This window comes from Dysgonomonas sp. HDW5A (assembly GCF_011299555.1).
Classification (GTDB): Bacteria; Bacteroidota; Bacteroidia; order Bacteroidales; family Dysgonomonadaceae; genus Dysgonomonas_A.
Genome location: NZ_CP049857.1, coordinates 4102734 through 4121895 on the forward strand (window position 1 = coordinate 4102734; position 19162 = coordinate 4121895).

Consider the following 19162-nt stretch of genomic DNA (forward strand, 5'->3'; position numbering starts at 1 on the left):
GCGATATTTGTATACTTATAACTTACCACAAACATTCAATAATTGATAATAAGTATATACTGCATTTGTACGGGCTGCGGTCAGCTTCAATTCCACTTCTAACTGAATTGTGTTGGCATCCAGAAGATCTGTAAGAATGGCTAATTGATTGAAATATTTTGTGTCTACAATTCTATAATTTTCGTTTGCTTGTTCTACGGATGTCTCTAACAATTTTACACGCATGAGAGCTTCCTTATGTTTTAGGTAAGCAGACTTAACTATTCCTCTAATATTTTGCCTTTGTTGCTCTTCTGCCAATTCTTGCAAATTAATTTGGGTCTTTGCCATAGATAAAGAATGCTTCCTGTCGAATAATGATGATATTTTGTAAGATAAATTCAATGTTATTCCCCAAGAATCTATAAATAAATCCTGAATAGGAGAAGTATTGGGTAAAGGTCTTTGAAATGTATTTCCAAATTGAAGAGATAAGCTAGGTAGATAGTCAGCCTTGGTAATTTCCAGATTATTCTTTGCTAAAGCAATGTTTGTTTTAGCAATACGCATTTGTGGATATTCAAGATAGGCCGTTTGGATATAATCTTCGATACCTGTATCAATATTCATCTGCGATCTTAAGAAAGCTGAATCCGGTTCATAAACTATATCTTCATCCATACCCAAGGCAATAGCCAATTGCTGACAAACTAAAGCTATATTATTAGTTGTTTCTTGATAAGACAGATCAAAGTTGGTCAGTTCTATTTCACTTCTTAAAACATCATTGGTCGTAATCATTCCCTCTTCACGCATTTTCCGGATATCTTGAAGCCTGTGTTTTGCCTCATCGATGCTTATAGCATAAATATCTCTTTGTCTATAAAGATTATATAAATCAAGATACTTAGATATTAACCACAATTTAAGATTAGCCTTATCTTGACTTAATGATAAACGGGCAATTTCTTGCTCAAGTTCCGATTTCTTGATTCCATTATTAATACGTCCTCCTTCATACAAAGGCTGTACGGCACTCAGCTGGTAATTCTGCCTCCAATCAGGAGTCGACGGATGCTTTACGAATGAAAGATCTTTATCCAGAATGGTAGATGTACCTACATATCCGAATTGACCGACAACAGCAACATCGGGAAGCCTCTTATTTTTTGCTAAAGAGTTCTTTTCATTTGCTATTTCAGTTTTCAAATAGGTTGACTGAACAGTTATACTATGTTCTATTCCTTTTTGGAAAAGCTCTTCTACCGACAACTTGTACTGTGCACTAGTTTCGAAGGAAAAGAAAGTAACTAATGAAATAAGCGAAAGTGTAATTGTTCTTTTTATTATTTTAGTCATTGCTTATGATTCCGCTTAATTCTTTCATATAATCGACACAAAATTGAAGTTTGATTTTATCTGTCGACTCCTCTACTTTCTGATATACAGTTTCAACTATTGTTTTAATTTGTTGATGTAAAGCTTGTCCTTCTTCTGTAAGAACGATTAATTTACTTCTCCTGTCTATACTATTTTCTATACGGGTTATTAACCGCCGCCTCTCCATATTATTTAACAAATATGAGAGACTCGATTTATCTTTATGGGTTTGGTTTGCCAATTCCTGTTGGTTTACAGTATCTTTGCGATACAGGCACCTCATCACCTGAATCATCTCAAAAGTTAGATCAATCCCCTGCTCTCTGATACTTTTTTGTATAGCTTGTCTATAAGAAGCCTGCACCATCAATAGTGCATATACAAACTCTTGCATTTTAACAATCTTTTCTGTTTCTGGCACAAAGTTATAATAAAATAAATTATTAGTTGAATATTCAACTAATAATTTACATAAAAAGGTGGACAAAAAAATAGCCAACAGAAATTGTTGGCTATTTTTCAAGAATGATATAGAAAAAATCAGATTATTAGTCTTTCCAAACTTCGTATCCTCCATCTATACTATATACCGTATCGAATCCTTGAGCTGTTAAGTATTGTGCCACCGATTGACTACTATTTCCATGATAACACATTACTAAAACCGGAACTTGCTTTTCAGTATTAACTATAAAATCCGATAGATTTTCTTGAGTCAGATGCAATGCTTTTTCATCATGTCCTTCTTCAAAACTCTGCGAATCCCTGATATCAATCAATATTGCATTCGAATCTGCAACAAGCATTTCTTTTGCTGCATCCTTATTTATTCTCTTAAACATATATTAAATTCTTTTTCTTATTAAAACAAATACTTATATATAACCGTTACTGCGCATTATTGTTCTATCAATGCAAACGAAGAGTCATTTCATATAAATTCACAAAATTAGAGAAGCCCGTAGTAGATAATATATCTATTAAACTACTATTCTCATCAAGAGTTACAAACTTTATTACTTCACTTTCTGTTCTATTCTTTAATTCGCTAATAAGGAACATTTCTAATTGCTTATTCTCCCACCCTCTAAGCACTCTTAGCTGTGGTATATCCCCACGTTTTTTATTAACAAATCCAAATGCTACTATTTGCTGATTACAGGATAGCGAACAATATTCATAATTATCAATATTATTGAGAATAGACAATCGTTCATTTTGCCATGAGGCCAAAGATGGATAGAAGGACGTATCGTCTAGTTCAAAATATTCTGCTTTATCAGACTTTAGAATATAATCTTTTGAGAAATAATCGGAAATTTCATTTTTCTTTATTTGAAAGCACTCTAACCTGCGTTGAGTTATAAATCCATTTTTCAGATAAAGCTCTATTGCAGGTATATTATTTTCTAAGACCTCGAGCAAAAATACTTCTATACTTTTTTTCTTGAGTAAATCAACCAAGTAAGTAAATAATTTATTGGCAATACCTTTACGCCTAAAATCGGGAATTATCCCTGTGCCTCCATCATAACAATATTTCTTACCTTCGATCTCTCTATACCCACAGATAATAAATCCAATTAATTTTTCATCGCTGAAACATCCTACTGAATAATTGAAATCAATATCACGTGTTACAACCATCTCCTGAAATTGCCCAATAGTCATTTGCATAGGTACTTCATAATCGGAGAAAGACTCCATAAAAGCCTCATATACTTCTTTAAATGAAATACCCTCAAGTAAACGAATTTCTATATTTTCCATCTATTAAACAATCCTAGTTTCACGATACAAATAAACAATAATTATATCGGGCTTCAAAACAAAAAACCGAACCAGCAAAACAGATTCGGTTTTTTCTAAAATAAGTATCGGCGTATTATTCTTTTCCTTCAGTTTCTTTGTACCATTTATTAAGATGTCCATCTACAAATACAAAGAAGAAATGATTCTTATACATATCTTTATACTCCAATGTTTCTTGCTCCTTACCCTGCACACGGGTCACTCCGGAAGTGGTGTACTTATCTCCCATAAGAGAAACAACCTCTTGCCTGGTCATTCCCAGTTCAATTTGCTTTAGTGCCGAATTATAAACTTTCATAGAACCACAAGCCGAAAGGACAGTTGCAATAAATGCAATAAAAAGTATTTTCTTCATAACTCAATATTTTAATTATCTGATAAACATTTTATAGTATGATTTAGTTCGAAAACCTTTATAATTCATCAGTTTCGAACATCACAAATTTACGGATAATTCTTTCTAAAAAGTGTTTTTTCAGTATATTTGAGAATCTAATACATAAAACAAGAATACTATGAAACCTCTTTTATCTTTAACTGCTATTGTTATGCTAAGCATCTCATCTTGTAAAACCAACAAGCCATTAATAAGCACACAAGCTCAGAATAATACGACCTATGAAGTGTCTTATTTATTTGAACATGATGGTTGTAAAGTATATCGCTTTACAGATAACGGCAGATATGTATATTTCACAAACTGCACAGGAGATGTGACTTCAGTAGAAAATGATTCAATAGAAACTAAGATACAAACAGTTATAAAACGTAAGTGAAAAATTTTAAATTTCTAATATTTCTTCCATTTACACTATATACATAATTTAGTAAATGATAAGTGAAAAAATCAGTCTATTATAGATAAACTTAAATCTACCAGTATCGTTCACTATGAAAACATCATTAACTCTTGTTGAAAAAATAATATCGACTCTTTTATTGATCATTGGTCTATTATTTACCTATCAGGCTATTTCAGGCTATATCCTCACCTACATTATATACTTTGATGCTCCAACTTCTTATCGTATTTCTATAGCCACATATGTCTCGAATTTATTAATTGGAAATTTACTGATAATATCATCTCTGTTATTCTTTAAAAGAAAAGCTCTAGGAGCCTTACTTTATAAATACACAGGGATCATGGTCATACTTTATGCTATTAATCTCAACCTTTTTGATATAATAGCATATTCTGATATACGATGGTTTGATATATTATTAGGAGCACTTTTACTTCTTGCATTAGGTAGTTTTCTTTGTATTTATTTCTGTCGTAAAAATGATCTCTACAAAAGTAAGCTTGTCCTACCATCCTTCATTATACTTGGAATAATAACTTACATCTATATTGATTTATTCTTTTGTGACTGGTACTACTATTTTTATGTACAGAAATGAATTCAACTTTACTATATAATAAAGATTAACAAAAATTTAAGTTGTATTTAATCTTCTAATTAAGCACTACAAAAAGAAAAGCAACCGATACTTTGATTGCTTTTCTTGTGAGTTGAACACTCTATCGAATTATCGAACAATTTTATCGAGGATTGGAAGACGATTATCAGCTTTACTCAAAACACCTTATTTTATCCAAATCAGGATTAAGTAATACGTCTAAGTTTTTTGTTATTTTCTCAGGTGACCAATTCCACCACTCCAACTGTTGAAGATAATTAATCAGCTCATCATCAAATCGTTTTCTAATAATTTTTGCGGGGTTTCCTCCTACAATATGGTATGCAGGAATATTTTTTGCGACAACAGAGTTTGCCGCAATGATAGCTCCATTTCCAATTTCTACTCCAGGCATAACAGTTACATTCTGCCCAAACCAAACATCATTCCCAACTATTGTATCCCCTTTTATTGGTAGATTATCTAAACTCATAAGTAGCTTATCCCAACCTTTACCCATAATATTAAATGGGTAAGTAGTTATGGCATTCATCTGATGATTTGCCCCGTTCATTATAAATTCTACACCTCTGCCTATTGCACAAAATTTACCAATGATAAGTTTATCACCTATAAAATCATAATGGTGAGTCACGTGATCCTCAAAGCTCTCTGCACCATCTTTGTCATCATAATAGGTGTAGTCTCCAACTATAATATTAGGATTCTTGATCACGTTTTTAATAAAGCATACCTGCTTTATTTTTTCATTTGGATAGATTGATTGGGGATTGGGTCCATTCATAGCATGAGTATTGATTGAGAATACAAATATAACAAAAAAGCAACCTCAAATGAGATTGCTTTTCTTGTGAGTTGCGGGGACCGGACTCGAACCGATGACCTTTGGGTTATGAGCCCAACGAGCTACCAACTGCTCCACCCCGCGATATTTCGAGTACAAAGATACGTCTTTTTCAATACAGTCCAAACTTTTGGAACACTATTTTTATATTATTTTGCCAGAAAACACATATACAACTAAGCATCAACACAATAAAAATGCTTACCATTTGTAATTTAATCCGAAACTTATAAGCTGATTAATCTGTAGGTAGCCAAGCTTTTTATCTCGGGGGACATTGTCATCAAATCGAGTATTCAAAGATATCGTTGTAGAAAAAAGGCGAGTAAACATCATATCAAACTTATTTTCAAACTCCACTTCCACCCTTTTATAGTTTGTAAAATATCGGAAACGAGAAGACCAGGACATATATCTGCTAAACTTAAAAGTTAGATTGGTATTAACCAAAGAACCAACTTCTGTTAATGCCCGCTCTCCTTTTTCCAGACCAAATCGCGTTTCATCTACATTTTCATCTCTAACATAAATATAATTGACTGACAGCGGAGACAGGCTCAATACTAAATCTAACTTTTTGGCTTTGTCACTCTTATATTTCTTTTCTAATTTATAAGCCATACCAATACTCGCATTCATGACCAAAGGGGCCAAAAATGAAGTATACTTATCACGAGAGTTAAGGGGATAAGTATTAAAAAACTGTGTTTTAGTTTCTAAACGAGTAGAATAAGACCAATTATTATATGCTTTATAACCTAAAATGTTTTCTAAGCGAAATAAGTCTTCACTAATATTTACATCATGCTCCTTGTCTGAAGGAGTAGCTTGCAAATTTAATCTCCATTCCATAGTATTATTAAATGTAACCTTATCTTTTGCATAATTCAATGCAACCTTATGAGAATTACGTATAAAAAAGCTACTATTTCCACCTGAATACCAGTTATCAGATATATGATTTTGTGCAATCTGAAGAGCGTGCTCTCCATTCTTAACCCAATAAATAAATCCGGGATCAATTTTTGTCATTTCCACAGGTGTTACCTGAATCGCATCATCTGTAGCTATTAGATTATGAAGAAAGTTACGCTTAGTAACATCCTCTTCATTCAGTTTAGGAATGCTCTTCAATACAGAAGCATTATATCGGACATCACCAATATTGCTCATATCCATATAGAAATTTTTACGACGAGCGTGAATAACTTCAGCTCTCTTTATTAATGGAGCAAAAGTATTTTCTTCCGGTATCAAATGAAATTTAGGACCTTCTAATTTCGAGTCTTTAGGAATAAAGCTCAAGCGTGGTGGTAAGATTTTCCCATCAAATACAATCGGCAAAAATTGAGGATCATATATAACAGTATCTCTAAAGCTCACATTATAAGGGAAAGGATCCCACTCTACAGGAGGAACTATGATCAATCCATTCGCACCTCTAGTATATACCAAAACCGAATCATTTTGAAATACTGGCATTTCCTCTCTTTGAGGCGCTTTTTTTTCAATCTTTGTATATGCAGGAATACCGTTATCATTAAATTTCGAATTTACAGATTCGGCATAAGAAGACGAAGAGAATAATAACAAAAGAACTGATGTCAGAATATAATATAAAGAATTTTTCATCTTGATTAGATTGCTTTTCTTTTAACTATCGAGCTAAAGAATTAAACATAACATTCGAATGCTGCAAATATAATAATAAAACTTTCCCAAAACGATACTTTTATTATCTCTAAAGGTTATTTAAGATCGTTAATTTATTAATTATTGCAGTAAAAAATAGTTTTAGAATATAATATCACATTACATCTGAAATATTCCTCTAAATATCTAAATGGGTTAATGTAAATAGGAAGAGTCATACAACTCTTCCTATTTATAACATTATTTATACTGATTGATTATTGTACTGAGGCAAATTTCACGCAAACAGGCATATCTAAGGTTATATCATGCTCTGTATTCTCCAATAGCCCTGTACTCTCATTAATTTTAAAAACTTGAATTACATCACTATCACGACAAGCAACCAACAATAATTTACCATTGGGAGTTATTGCAAAATTACGAGGATGAATACCTGTTGATTGATACCCTATTTTAGTCAGTTTTCCATCTGATTCGTTTATTGAGAATATAGCTAAGCCATCACCTTTCAATCTATTAGAGGCATACAAGAACTTACCATTAGGAGTAATTCCGATATCTCCACTTCCTTTTGCATTCAATGTATCAGCCTTGATGGTTTGTATTTCACTTAAGTTTCCATCATTATAACTGAAAGCAATAACATCGCCTGAAAGTTCTGTAATTAAATACGCATATTTATTATTAGGGTGAAATTTGAGATGACGAGGCCCTGATCCAGCTTTTATATTAAATGCAGCAGGTGTACCCACCGATAAATACTTATCACTTGTTTCATTTACATTAAACTTATGAATCTTATCCGTACCCAAATCATCTGCAAACAAATACTTTCCATCAGGAGTAAATTGTACACAGTGAATATAAGATTGTTTTTGACGTTCAGAATCAATTCCTTTTCCTGAAAAACTAATCACCTCGGAAGCGGGCTCCAATCCACCCTTTTCATTCACCGAAAAATAAGTAAGACTACCTCCTAAATAATTAGCCGTAATAACGTGTTTCCCATTTGCATCAATACTTATATAACAAGGAGCACCTCCACCTGTCAACTGCTTATTAATGAAAGATAATTTCCCGTCCTTCTTGTCAAAAGAAAAAGCATTGGCTACAGATGTTTCAATACCATCATCTTCTGTTACTGAATAAACAAACTTTTCCGATTGATCCAACACTAAATAAGAAGGGTTATCCACATTTATTTCACTCACATATTTAGATGTACCCGTAACAGTATCTAACTTATAAACATAAATACCTTTACTTTCTCCCGAAGTATAGGTGCCTACCAGCATATACATTTCCGTATTACTCTTTTCAATTTGATCCATAGACTGATTATCAGCATTAGCATTGTTTGTATTTTTATTTGCACATCCTATAACAAGACAAGCAAAAGAGAATATAGCTACAACTTTTTTTAGCATAGTTTTTTGTATTTATTTAATTATTAAAGGCTATAAACCTTTCTATTATTGGGGCTAATATATTATAATTTACTACTTATCTATTTTTTTACTGACAACATCATATTGAATAGTTATCATAAATTAAAAAGAGAAAACAGAAAGTGAACAACCTTAAATCAGAGCTCTAAAAATAGAATAAACAAATTTAATCAATAAAAATTCGAGTCCAAGTCCTTTTTAGTAAGAAAATTCGATAGCGAATATTTTTTTATTATTCAAAAAAGCCTATCTTTGCAGACCGAAAAGAGAATAATTAAAAAAATAATAATATAAGCAATGAAAAAAGGTATTCATCCAGAAAACTACCGTCCAGTTGTTTTCAAAGATATGTCAAACGATGAAATTATAATTTCTCGTTCAACAATCAATGCAAGAGAAACTATTGAAGTAGACGGTGTTACTTATCCTCTAATCAAATTAGAAATCACTAGTTCGTCTCACCCATTCTACACAGGAAAACAAAAACTTGTGGATACTGCAGGACGTGTTGATAAGTTCATGAATCGTTACGCAAAACGCACACAAGTTAAAAAATAATTTTACTTGTTGATAATGATACATTAAGGCATTCCGAATTTCGGGGTGCTTTTTTATTTTGTCTGAAAATGAATTAGAATAGGAAGTGTATAATAACAGTCTACATTTTCACCATTCATTTTGCCGGGTATCCATTTAGGCATATTTTGCATAAATCGAACAACCTCTGCTTCAAAAGCTTTAGCTAATGGTGTTCGCATTGTTATATTATCAATTTTCCCTGTTTTTCTGACCACGAAACGAACATTGATCCGTCCATTATCAATTAATTCTGATAGATCAGAGCTTGGATATCTTAAATTCCGACCAATATATTTCATCATCTCGACATCTCCTCCCGGAAATTGAGGCATGACTTCTGCACTAGTGTATATACTAAGTGTATCTTTTTTTGTCTCAGAAACAATTTCTTTATTCAATATACTTATCTGAGCATTTAGATTAATAAAGATAAAGGAGAATAAAGTAATATAAATAAACTTTTCCATATAAATATATATTTATATCTTGTTCCAAAGCATCTATTTTATAGAGAAGAGAATAAAAGAAATTCCATAAGAAGTAATTACTGTTTCAACCAAAGATCTAATTCCTCAAAAGAGGAAATTCTTTCCTCTTGATTATTTTGAGTAACTACTATCTGAGTTCGCGTTAGTAATTTTATAGAAAATTCACATGAAGGAGTATCTATCAGAGAATAACCTTTTCGTAACAAAAAATTCTTCGTCCAATAATACAATTCACCTTCTGCTTCTAAATATATCTGCTTTTTGATAATATTTTCGGAGACAAAGCGTCCTGTTTCTCTATCAAATACAATTGATTCATTACCAATATATTCATTAATAGCATCTGAAAGAACGATATCTTCTGTAACCCCACATTTCAAGCCTTTATCTCTGGCCAATAACCATAAACGGTCTGCTAATGTAAGAGCCAACTCGATATCATGGGTAGATAATAAAATCGTTTTGTTTTGTGTAGAGGCTATAAGATGCAATAAATTCATTATCTCAATACGATTAACAATATCCAGAAAAGCCGTTGGTTCATCCAGAATTATAATCGGGCATTCTTGTGCCAGAGCCTTTGCAATCATCACTTTTTGACGTTCACCATCTGACAGTTCCGAAACATACGAATCTTTTTTATGTAGAATGCAAACATCATACATTGCCTTCTCCACAATTCTATGATCTTCTTTTGTGAATCGACCAAAGAATCCAGTATAAGGATATCGCCCTAGACCAACAAGTTCGGAAACGGTTAATCCTCCAACAACTGTTTTATCGGTTAATACCAATCCTAAAAGCATTGATAGTTCTTGTTCCGAATACTTATGTATACTTCTTTTCTGTAATAATATATCTCCTCTCAGTGATAATTGAAGTCCTGTAAGCGTACGTAATAAGGTAGATTTGCCTGCACCATTAGAACCTAACAGACAAGTCAACTCTCCAGCATATAGCTTAAAAGACATATCTTCATACAATACCGAAGTATTCCTATTACGGGACTTAGGATATCCAATACTCAGATTCTGAGCTGATATAATAGGTTCTTTGTTCATTCCTCTTAATGATACTACTTTTTAGTTGAAGTATTGAATTTTCTTTTGGTTGACAATTACATAGATAATTACAGGGGCTCCAAAAATAGGCGTAATTGCATTCAAAGGAATCAATCCTGCCGATCCGGGAATAACACTGATCAGGTTGCATAATAAGGCCATAAATGTACCCAAAAGTATAGTCATGGGCAATAAAAACTTATGATTAGAAGTTCCCAGCATAAGACGTGCAATATGAGGAACAGCCAGCCCTATAAAAGAGATAGGACCGCAATAGGCTGTAGTAACAGCGGTCAATATACCTGCACAAACTAACAATAGAAAACGTATTCTCTTAATATTCACTCCTAAATTTGCAGCATACCTCTCTCCTAATAACAATGCGTTTAGAGGTTTTACTAATAAAATCGACAATACTAATCCGATTGAAACCGTTATGCAGTAAAAGGGCAACTGAGCCATGGACACACCCGAAAAATCGCCCATACCCCAAATCATATATGAAAAGACTTGTTCGCTCGTACTCCAGTATTTTAATAAAGAAATAACCGAAGAAGTAAGATAACCAACCATAATACCTATGATCAGCAGCATTATATTATTCTTTACAATAGACGCAAAGCCAATAATGATAAGAAGAATCAATCCGGCACCAACAAAAGCTCCGGCAACAACGGTCATAGAAGCAGACAAGCTAAACCCCACAGTATTGCCTACTATACCACCAAACAATAGTATCACTATAGCAACCCCCAGTCCTGCACCCGCACTAATACCTAAGATTCCAGCATCAGCTAATGGATTACGAAAGGCGGTCTGTAACAATAAACCCGAAACAGCTATTCCTCCCCCTGTAAACAAAGCTGTAATAGCCTGAGGTAAACGCACTTCGAGAACAATATGCTCCCATGATTTTTTCACAACTTCACCACCTGTCAAAATATCAAGAATAGCTTGAAATGGTATCTTAACTGATCCGACAAACAAATTTGCAAAAAACAGAATAATAATCCCTATCAACAGAGGAACAATATATTTAGCAAGGTGATTCGTTTTCAAATTTAAATATCTAAAGTCTCAGACTTATTTATTACTTATTTATAATCAAAGATAATAATAAACATCTTTATTCTTCCATCTTACTATAATAGCGAGGAATATAATCCGGAAAAAGGTCAGGATGAAAAATATATGCAAAATCCTCTAATATATAATCGGGATGTATAGGAAGGTCTTCATAATACGATTTTTTTCCGGCATTACAACCGTAAATATTCCGATTTTTAAAAGCTGAGAAATAAGAATATGGCTTGTATTCTTTTTCCAGTGAAGTATATGTCAAATCATGAGGCTGATTATATTTTATCAACCAATACTGTGCATCTCCTGCCTTGTCCAATACCTGCTCAAAAGCCAATGGTGTAGAAGCAACTTTATCATCATCCGACCAAATGTAAGTCGCACCTGCGTCACTTAACATTCTGGAAATAAAACTACCTCCACCGGAAGTATACCAAACATTTCCATACATAAGGTCTATAAATACGGAAGGCTTGTCTTTGACCGACGCCAGTTTATCCTTGATTGCATTATAATTGCTTACGGTATTATTAAATAATGAATCAACTTGTGATTCTTTGTCAAAAAATAAAGAATAAAACCGAATCCATTCAGCACGCCCAAGAGGTAGAGGTTCCATATAATCCGGAGTTTCTATGACGGGTATGCCGGCTTTATCAATACTCCCGTAAGTACGCCCTTGTATAGGTGTAGCAAAAATAGCTTCGGGATCAACGTCTACAATCTTTTCGATAACAGGATTAGCTGCCTGTCCTAAATCGGCTATTGTACCCTTCTTTATTCCGTCCTGAATATAATCTATATCAATATACCGAGGTTCGCAAACCCCTTTCACAGTACTAAGAACTCCTATTTCATTTAAGGTCGCACAGTGAATAGTTGAATAAGCTACCACACTACTTAATGGTGTTCTAATAACCGTACCTTGAGGCAAGTTTGAAGGTAGAGCCTTGTTTTTATCTACGAGAATATATCGCTGTAAGATTCGGGTAGAGTCCCAAGGATCAACAACTGTTACTTCCTTATACTCAGCATACTTTTTGACTGTAAATCCTTTGGCATATTCTACTGTATAAACTGTATCAACAGCATTATTTACAGACTCAACAGATGCTTTGTTACCGTTACCGGAACAAGAGACCAATAAGACCGAAACAAATAATAAAATTATAGAATGTCTCATATGTATATATATATCAAAAGGAGTTGCATGGCAACTCCTTTTGGTTACAATTATATTATTTATTTACAAACCAGATACCTATAGGATAAGCTGCTCCGGTATCAAATTTAGATTTCAATTTTCCTTCCGATGAGAATATATACCCATCCCCATTATTTGTTCCATTAGCTGCTAAAATATAAACATCGCCTGTTGCAGACTCAGATTTCATAAAGCTAATATCTTTTATTACAGTTCCATCGGTAATAAAGCTTTGCTCTACCACTTTTTTATTTACGATGTCATAATATGTAAATGAAGACGATGGATTATAATTAGCATCATATTCTTTTTTCAACATATATAGTTTATCACCTTCTGGAAATACCGAATACGAACGTCCTTCATCTAATTTAGTTACAGCATCTGTACTAGTATTTATTTGTTGAAGAGTATTGGGCACATCTCCATAATTACCTCTAGAGACTAAATATAAATTATTATATTTATCAACTTTAAGTTCACACGGATTTACGGCAACTGTAATATCTTTCTTCGATGACAACTCTGCATCTACAATAGAAACTCTATTATCATAACCATTTTTATAATTCATTCCTCCCGAATTGGCTACATATAACTTATTATTAACAGCTTTTACCGCCTCAGGATTAAGCCCAACTGCTATGCGTTTATCAATAGCTAATGTTGTAGTATCAATACGAGCTAAATAACCATCAAATAAAGTCACATACACCTTTCCTTTATAGCTTTCAAGAGCACGAGGTTGTAGTTTTTCCAAAAGACTTGCTGCATCATTTTTTATTGTAGATAGTAGTTTATTATTGCTATCCAAAACATAGATCAAACCAGAACCATACACCGCAACATATGTCTTGCTACCATATATAATCATATCTTGACCTGTATCTCCCAGCCCTATACCATTGGCGGATTCAAATACATTTGAAACTTTTTTCGAACCAAAATCATAATAGGTTAATGCTCCATAATTTCCGCCATATTTTCCGGCATTAAGGATATAAGCACCATTAAACTCTACAACAGGAATATCCGGATCATTGTTATCATCATCACTACAAGAAGAAAAACCGATTAGAGTGGCTCCGAATAGGAGCATACTCCACAATAAATTCTTTTTTATCATTTTATGTTTGATTTTAAAGTACAATTATAATTGTTAAATAAATTTTCTAAATTATTTCTTTATAAAAGAGATACCCATAGGATATGATCCTCCTGTATCAAATTTGTTTTGTAATTTGCCTGCTGAAGAGAATACATACACATCTCCATTATTCTTTTTATTGGCAGCTAATACATATATATCACCCGATGCAGGCTCAAATTCAATTCCCGATATATCCGATATTACAGTACCATCTGTTATAAAATTTTCTTCTACAACTTTTTTCTCTGTAATATTATAGCAACTTACGGTTGATACCGGAATACTGTTTACATATACTTTATTCACCAAATACAACTTATCGCCATAAGGAAACATCAAAAATGAGTGCCCTTCTTCCAATACGGTAACTTTATCTGTTGTAGTATTTATTTGTTGCAGTTTATTAGGTACAGCCGTTTCATCCGTTTTATAATTACCTCTTGAGATCAGGTATAAATTATTGTATTTATCCATTTTAAACTCCTGAGGATTCATACCTACTTCTATTTCCTTTGATGAAGTTAACTCAGGGTCTACTACTGAAACAGTATTATTATAGCCGTTTTTAGAATTCATACCTCCTGAATTTGCTACATAAATTTTATTATTAGCAGCTTTTACACTCTCCGGATTAGGTCCTACAGCAATCTTCTTGTCGATCTTCATAGTTGTGGTATCAATTCGGGCTAAATATCCTTCATAAAGACTCACATATACTTTTCCATTATATGCTTCGAATTCGCGTGGCTGGATCTTATCTGCCGTCTCACTTTGTATAGTACTTAATATTTTACAATTCTTATCCAAGACATAAATAATCCCGGAGTTATAAACTGCAACATATATTTTATTGCCATACACAATCATACTTTCGCCGGTATCGCCCAGACCTATTCCATTTACCGATTCAAAAATGCCGGTTCTAACTTGTTTCGAATCTAAATCATAATATGTAATGCTTGCTGCATTGTTTCCTTTTCCTCCACTATTAATAACATATGCTCCATTAGGAACTAACTGAGGAGGAGTTATATTATCATTCTTATCATCATCGCTACATGATGAGAAAATAAATAAAACTGTAAAAACTAACGTACTAAAAAAAAGTATTCTTGATTTCATTTTTGTTTAATTCTTTAATCTTAAAAATTCATTCTTACTAATATCCTATAAGAACGGCCGGGCATAGGATAATCTTTTATTATATAATATGTTTTATTTGCTAAATTGGCAATATCTCCTTGTATACGAAACTTATATCTTCCCTGTTGAAATGTCCTGTTTAATGTAATAGTATGGTCAACATAACCTTCAATGCGGTTTCTTTCGATATTCTGTGGCTCTGCATATGTTTTCCCACTTGCTATAAATGAATATCCGAAATTAACCCAAGGGTTTTCGAGAGTCAGCGATCCCGCACCTGAATGTTCTGGAGTATACTGTATCTGATCTCTATAATTCTTATCCTCCGGATCGGTTATATCTATTGCCTTCTGATAGGTATAGCTGCCTGATACCTGAAGGTTTAATTTATTATTAATCTCAAAATGAGTATTTACATTAAGATCAAGTCCTGTAATTTTCACTTTTCCTAGATTAACGACCTTCGATTCAAACATAGCTGGATAAATCACTATCTTATCTTTTACATTGTTACGATAAACATCTGCTGCTATACTGAAATAATTGAAGAATTCTGAGAATGAATTTGACCAGGTTAATCCTAAATTATATTGCTGTGTTTTTTCGGGACGCAGACTCGTATTACCCATTCGATGGTAATAAAGGTCATTAAACGAAGGAACTCTAAATATATCTTTATAAGAAGCTCTCACTCTAAGACCTGTAGAGTTAAATGGTCGGTAAGATAAACTGAGCGAAGGAGACAATCTCTTTCTATTGTCAGGCTTACTCCCCACAACCACACTCTCGCTCATATAAGTTCCTAATAAATTAGCAATAACCGTAAGATTCCTATCATCATACTTTGCAGATAAAGAAGTTAGCGAAGTCGATCTGTTAGGTTCCGCAAAACCCGAGAAATTAGCAGTCAATGTATTATAACTATAATCTTGAGCAAAAGAAAAAGAGATTGTTTTATCCAGATTATATAGTAATGTACTTGTAAGATATAATTCGTCTTGTTTATATATATCCTCTAATATACCATCGGGATATTTTGCGTCCTTATCGATATAACGTGTATACGCATGTCCGTACTTACCTTGTATCTGCCAATTAAACTTATCATTAATGTAGTTGATATATTTTGCCTGAGTGAAGAAGTTTCGATCCCACAAACGCTGATTACTATTATTGTAATACAATATAATGGCTCCCGGCAATCCTCTTTCCGAATCAAAATAATATGCTTTTACAGACAGTTTTTGTGATTTGGTTAACTCGCCAAATATATTCAGCTCAGTACGTTTAATATCGACATCGGTATTTTGTCTTTTTTCCCTTATTACTTCATCTACATTTTTTCTTTCATAGCTATACTTGCCATCTGCCCTTTGCCAACTGCCATCGAGAGAAAAAGAAAATTTCTTATTCAATTTATATGCATAGTATAAATAAGGATTAAATTGCCCCCATGATCCGGCAACCAATTGTGTGTGGAATGAATATCTTTTATCCGTAAAAGAGGGTTCTCTGGTAGTAATACTTAATACTCCAACAGAAGCCGAAGCCTTGGCTGTCCTGAAAATATCATCGGATTGCCCCACTGTCAATGATAGCATCGCAATATTATCCAATGAAAATCTTCCGATATCAACTTGTCCTGATTGTGCATTGCTTACAATGATTCCATCATATAAAACTGCAGTATGCTCAGAACCAATACCTCTGATAGCCACTGTTTTCATACCTCCAATACCTCCAAAATCTTTTACGACAACTCCCGAGAAACGACGCACAGCGTCCGAAACAGATAGTACTCCGGTCTTGTCTATATCTGATTCCGATAAGGTTTGGATTAGGTTGGTCGAAAGAGAAGCTGATGGTTTAATCTGTGCAGTTACAACTACTTCATCAATCTGATGTGTTTGTACAGAATCTTTACTCTGAGCATTTATTCCTAAGAAAAAAAGCTGAAAGACAGAAAAAACAACCAGAAAATAAGAGTAATTCATATACAGAAAGCAAATAAACCAATAATAGATTTAGCTTCCGGATAAAATATGATGAAGAAATTACGATGGAAATATTCTAAAGAAGAATGAATCGACAGTTTTTGATCTTCAGCTCTATTTCTCGAAAGCTGTTTAGTATCTGTCGTCTTGCAGGTTTTCTGACTTACATTTTTTTATTGCTAAATAAAATGCTTACAGTAGCGAGTCTGTTCAGGTTTTTCACCTGATTGCCCTTATTGAATCCTGTTATTAATACTAATTACAGGAACAAAACAACGTTGCAAAGATATGTTATAAAGATTAATCTCGACACACAAGAATGTTAAATATTTATTTTTTCTATAAGTTGACAACCTTGTGTACTTGTATTATCAGTCACTTTTTTAACATACTTACCTGATTAACAAAGAGTATACGATCTTAAAATTGGAAATAGATAAAGGGTTGTGTACTGCTTGAAGCAGTTGCATACACCAACCAAAATACTCCTCCTACGATAATAGCTCTTCCGATGTATGGAAGTTTCAGAAAGCACATTTCGACCATATCACTTAAGCGTTTAGGTGTAAAGTGTAATATAAAACCTGCAAAAATCAGGATGAACACATTCCTGTATGCTTGAATTACAGTTAACCATGCTTCGGGATTATATTCAAGCCTCGTAATATTTTCGATAACGGTTCTTGCGACACCGAAATCTGCTGCCCTAAAGAAAATCCAACAAAAAGCAACGAAGTGAAATGTTAGTAATCCACAAAATAAATTGACCAGAATATTTTTTTCAGGAAGCTTTACAAACTGCCTAAACAGACGTTCTACAGCTAAAGCTCCACCATGTAATGCACCCCAAGCAATATATTTCCAAGCAGCACCATGCCAAAGTCCTCCAATAAGCATTGTCAGAAAAAGATTAATATAAGTGCGGAATTTCCCTTTGCGGTTCCCGCCTAATGGAATATATAAATAATCTCTCAACCACCTTGATAGTGTAATATGCCACCGACGCCAGAATTCTGTCACAGAAAGCGATTTATAAGGTGTTCGGAAATTTTCGGGAAGCTTGAATCCCATTAATAATGCTATACCAATAGCCATATCCGAGTAACCCGAAAAATCGCAATATATTTGCAGAGTATATCCATAAGCAGCCATTAAGGTTTCAAATGGGGTATAACTCAGGGGACTATCAAAAATACGATCGACAAAATTCAATGAAATATAATCGGAGATTACTGATTTTTTAATGAGTCCTGTGATTATCAGAAATAAAGCTAACCCGGCCTCTTTTTTCGATAAGCTTATCTCTTGATACATTTGAGGTAAAAACTCTTTTGCCCTAACAATAGGGCCTGCGACCAACTGAGGGAAGAAAGAGAGATAGAAAGCAAAGTCCAACACATTCTTTGCCGGCTTTAATTCCCTTCTATACAAATCAATTGAATAACTTATTGCCTGAAAGGTAAAGAAAGATATCCCTACAGGAAGAATAATATGCTGTAACTGAAAGTTCCCGTGAAATAAATCATTCAAATTATCGATAAAGAAGTTGGTATACTTGTAATACGCCAACACCAGCAAGTTGAGAACGACCGTTATTGTGAGAATTGATTTTCGGATACTTTTCTTCGGAGACAGGTCCATCACCTCTGACAAAATATAATTAATCAGGGCTGATAATATCAACAGTATAAAATATACTCCACCTGCTTTATAATAAAAGAATATAGAAAACAAAAAGACATACACGGTTCGAAAATGTGCATACTTCTTTGTTAAGATATATACCAAATAAAAGATCAGAAAAAATCCAAGAAACAAACTGGTGCTAAATAAAAGCGGATTGCTTGGGTCATACTCAAACCACGATCGTATTTGATCGCTCGAAAGAGAAAAATAAGATTCTAAATAAGTTAACACAG

General features: G+C 33.4%; 19 protein-coding genes, 1 tRNA gene and 1 riboswitch. Of the genes, 3 read left to right on the forward strand and 17 right to left on the reverse strand.

The window, feature by feature from the left end:
• Positions 1-15: 15 nt before the first annotated feature.
• From G7050_RS16955 to G7050_RS16975, 5 genes are all read right to left on the reverse strand, one after another.
• Positions 16-1338 (reverse strand): TolC family protein, encoded by a 1323-nt coding sequence (locus G7050_RS16955; protein WP_166117450.1) that lies wholly within the window; start codon positions 1336-1338, stop codon positions 16-18.
• Positions 1331-1753, reverse strand: a complete 423-nt coding sequence (locus tag G7050_RS16960; protein ID WP_166117451.1) for a MarR family winged helix-turn-helix transcriptional regulator — start codon at positions 1751-1753, stop codon at positions 1331-1333. Before G7050_RS16960 ends, G7050_RS16955 begins: the two co-directional genes overlap by 8 nt.
• Positions 1754-1907: 154 nt before the next feature.
• Positions 1908-2201 (reverse strand): thiosulfate sulfurtransferase GlpE, encoded by a 294-nt coding sequence (glpE, locus tag G7050_RS16965; RefSeq protein ID WP_166117452.1) that lies wholly within the window; start codon positions 2199-2201, stop codon positions 1908-1910.
• Between the two features lie 67 nt (positions 2202-2268).
• Entirely contained in the window at positions 2269-3129 is an 861-nt protein-coding gene (locus G7050_RS16970; protein ID WP_166117453.1) for a GNAT family N-acetyltransferase, read from the reverse strand.
• A 115-nt stretch (positions 3130-3244) separates the two neighbouring features.
• Positions 3245-3526, reverse strand: coding sequence for a lipoprotein (locus tag G7050_RS16975; protein WP_166117454.1), 282 nt, complete (start codon positions 3524-3526; stop codon positions 3245-3247).
• Between the two features lie 160 nt (positions 3527-3686).
• Between G7050_RS16975 and G7050_RS16980 the strand changes: the two genes are divergently transcribed.
• Positions 3687-3947, forward strand: coding sequence for a DUF4884 domain-containing protein (locus G7050_RS16980; RefSeq protein ID WP_166117455.1), 261 nt, complete (start codon positions 3687-3689; stop codon positions 3945-3947).
• Between the two features lie 115 nt (positions 3948-4062).
• On the forward strand, positions 4063-4575 hold the full coding sequence (locus G7050_RS16985) for a hypothetical protein (protein ID WP_166117456.1): 513 nt from the start codon (positions 4063-4065) through the stop codon (positions 4573-4575).
• A 172-nt stretch (positions 4576-4747) separates the two neighbouring features.
• Here the strand turns inward: G7050_RS16985 and G7050_RS16990 are convergent, their stop codons facing one another.
• From G7050_RS16990 to G7050_RS17005, 4 genes are all read right to left on the reverse strand, one after another.
• Positions 4748-5380, reverse strand: a complete 633-nt coding sequence (locus tag G7050_RS16990; protein WP_166117457.1) for a Vat family streptogramin A O-acetyltransferase — start codon at positions 5378-5380, stop codon at positions 4748-4750.
• A 71-nt stretch (positions 5381-5451) separates the two neighbouring features.
• Positions 5452-5524 (reverse strand) — tRNA-Met (locus G7050_RS16995).
• 117 nt (positions 5525-5641) lie between these two features.
• The gene (locus G7050_RS17000) at positions 5642-7072 is read right to left on the reverse strand and encodes a DUF3078 domain-containing protein (protein WP_166117458.1); all 1431 of its coding nucleotides are present in this window, start codon (positions 7070-7072) and stop codon (positions 5642-5644) included.
• Between the two features lie 278 nt (positions 7073-7350).
• Entirely contained in the window at positions 7351-8523 is a 1173-nt protein-coding gene (locus G7050_RS17005) for a lactonase family protein (protein ID WP_166117459.1), read from the reverse strand.
• Between the two features lie 318 nt (positions 8524-8841).
• Here G7050_RS17005 and G7050_RS17010 point away from each other — a divergent pair, with 318 nt between their 5' ends.
• Entirely contained in the window at positions 8842-9102 is a 261-nt protein-coding gene (locus G7050_RS17010) for a type B 50S ribosomal protein L31 (RefSeq protein ID WP_166117460.1), read from the forward strand.
• Positions 9103-9155: 53 nt separating this feature from the next.
• On the opposite strand, the gene G7050_RS17015 is transcribed toward G7050_RS17010, so the two are convergent.
• From G7050_RS17015 to G7050_RS17050, 8 genes are all read right to left on the reverse strand, one after another.
• On the reverse strand, positions 9156-9590 hold the full coding sequence (locus G7050_RS17015) for an energy transducer TonB (protein WP_166117461.1): 435 nt from the start codon (positions 9588-9590) through the stop codon (positions 9156-9158).
• A 77-nt stretch (positions 9591-9667) separates the two neighbouring features.
• Positions 9668-10672: an ABC transporter ATP-binding protein gene (locus G7050_RS17020; RefSeq protein ID WP_166117462.1), complete on the reverse strand. Its 1005-nt coding sequence runs from the start codon at positions 10670-10672 to the stop codon at positions 9668-9670.
• 21 nt (positions 10673-10693) lie between these two features.
• Positions 10694-11731: an iron ABC transporter permease gene (locus G7050_RS17025; RefSeq protein WP_166117463.1), complete on the reverse strand. Its 1038-nt coding sequence runs from the start codon at positions 11729-11731 to the stop codon at positions 10694-10696.
• 67 nt (positions 11732-11798) lie between these two features.
• Entirely contained in the window at positions 11799-12935 is a 1137-nt protein-coding gene (locus G7050_RS17030; RefSeq protein WP_166117464.1) for an ABC transporter substrate-binding protein, read from the reverse strand.
• Positions 12936-12990: 55 nt separating this feature from the next.
• Complete coding sequence (locus tag G7050_RS17035) at positions 12991-14082, reverse strand: YncE family protein (protein WP_166117465.1); 1092 nt, start codon at positions 14080-14082, stop codon at positions 12991-12993.
• Positions 14083-14133: 51 nt separating this feature from the next.
• On the reverse strand, positions 14134-15228 hold the full coding sequence (locus G7050_RS17040; RefSeq protein ID WP_166117466.1) for a YncE family protein: 1095 nt from the start codon (positions 15226-15228) through the stop codon (positions 14134-14136).
• 20 nt (positions 15229-15248) lie between these two features.
• The gene (locus G7050_RS17045) at positions 15249-17243 is read right to left on the reverse strand and encodes a TonB-dependent siderophore receptor (RefSeq protein WP_166117467.1); all 1995 of its coding nucleotides are present in this window, start codon (positions 17241-17243) and stop codon (positions 15249-15251) included.
• Between the two features lie 130 nt (positions 17244-17373).
• Positions 17374-17531: riboswitch (cobalamin riboswitch) on the reverse strand.
• 132 nt (positions 17532-17663) lie between these two features.
• On the reverse strand, positions 17664-19160 hold the full coding sequence (locus G7050_RS17050) for an MBOAT family protein (protein WP_370521996.1): 1497 nt from the start codon (positions 19158-19160) through the stop codon (positions 17664-17666).
• Between the last annotated feature and the right edge of the window lie 2 nt (positions 19161-19162).

Excerpts from the sequence above, each read along its gene's own strand:
- G7050_RS16955 (WP_166117450.1), bottom strand. The coding sequence starts at position 1,338 with ATGACTAAAATAATAAAAAGAACAATTACACTTTCGCTTATTTCATTA.
- G7050_RS16960 (WP_166117451.1), bottom strand. The coding sequence starts at position 1,753 with ATGCAAGAGTTTGTATATGCACTATTGATGGTGCAGGCTTCTTATAGA.
- glpE (WP_166117452.1), bottom strand. The coding sequence starts at position 2,201 with ATGTTTAAGAGAATAAATAAGGATGCAGCAAAAGAAATGCTTGTTGCA.
- G7050_RS16970 (WP_166117453.1), bottom strand. The coding sequence starts at position 3,129 with ATGGAAAATATAGAAATTCGTTTACTTGAGGGTATTTCATTTAAAGAA.
- G7050_RS16975 (WP_166117454.1), bottom strand. The coding sequence starts at position 3,526 with ATGAAGAAAATACTTTTTATTGCATTTATTGCAACTGTCCTTTCGGCT.
- G7050_RS16980 (WP_166117455.1), top strand. The coding sequence starts at position 3,687 with ATGAAACCTCTTTTATCTTTAACTGCTATTGTTATGCTAAGCATCTCA.
- G7050_RS16985 (WP_166117456.1), top strand. The coding sequence starts at position 4,063 with ATGAAAACATCATTAACTCTTGTTGAAAAAATAATATCGACTCTTTTA.
- G7050_RS16990 (WP_166117457.1), bottom strand. The coding sequence starts at position 5,380 with ATGAATGGACCCAATCCCCAATCAATCTATCCAAATGAAAAAATAAAG.
- G7050_RS17000 (WP_166117458.1), bottom strand. The coding sequence starts at position 7,072 with ATGAAAAATTCTTTATATTATATTCTGACATCAGTTCTTTTGTTATTA.
- G7050_RS17005 (WP_166117459.1), bottom strand. The coding sequence starts at position 8,523 with ATGCTAAAAAAAGTTGTAGCTATATTCTCTTTTGCTTGTCTTGTTATA.
- G7050_RS17010 (WP_166117460.1), top strand. The coding sequence starts at position 8,842 with ATGAAAAAAGGTATTCATCCAGAAAACTACCGTCCAGTTGTTTTCAAA.
- G7050_RS17015 (WP_166117461.1), bottom strand. The coding sequence starts at position 9,590 with ATGGAAAAGTTTATTTATATTACTTTATTCTCCTTTATCTTTATTAAT.
- G7050_RS17020 (WP_166117462.1), bottom strand. The coding sequence starts at position 10,672 with ATGAACAAAGAACCTATTATATCAGCTCAGAATCTGAGTATTGGATAT.
- G7050_RS17030 (WP_166117464.1), bottom strand. The coding sequence starts at position 12,935 with ATGAGACATTCTATAATTTTATTATTTGTTTCGGTCTTATTGGTCTCT.
- G7050_RS17035 (WP_166117465.1), bottom strand. The coding sequence starts at position 14,082 with ATGATAAAAAAGAATTTATTGTGGAGTATGCTCCTATTCGGAGCCACT.
- G7050_RS17040 (WP_166117466.1), bottom strand. The coding sequence starts at position 15,228 with ATGAAATCAAGAATACTTTTTTTTAGTACGTTAGTTTTTACAGTTTTA.
- G7050_RS17045 (WP_166117467.1), bottom strand. The coding sequence starts at position 17,243 with ATGAATTACTCTTATTTTCTGGTTGTTTTTTCTGTCTTTCAGCTTTTT.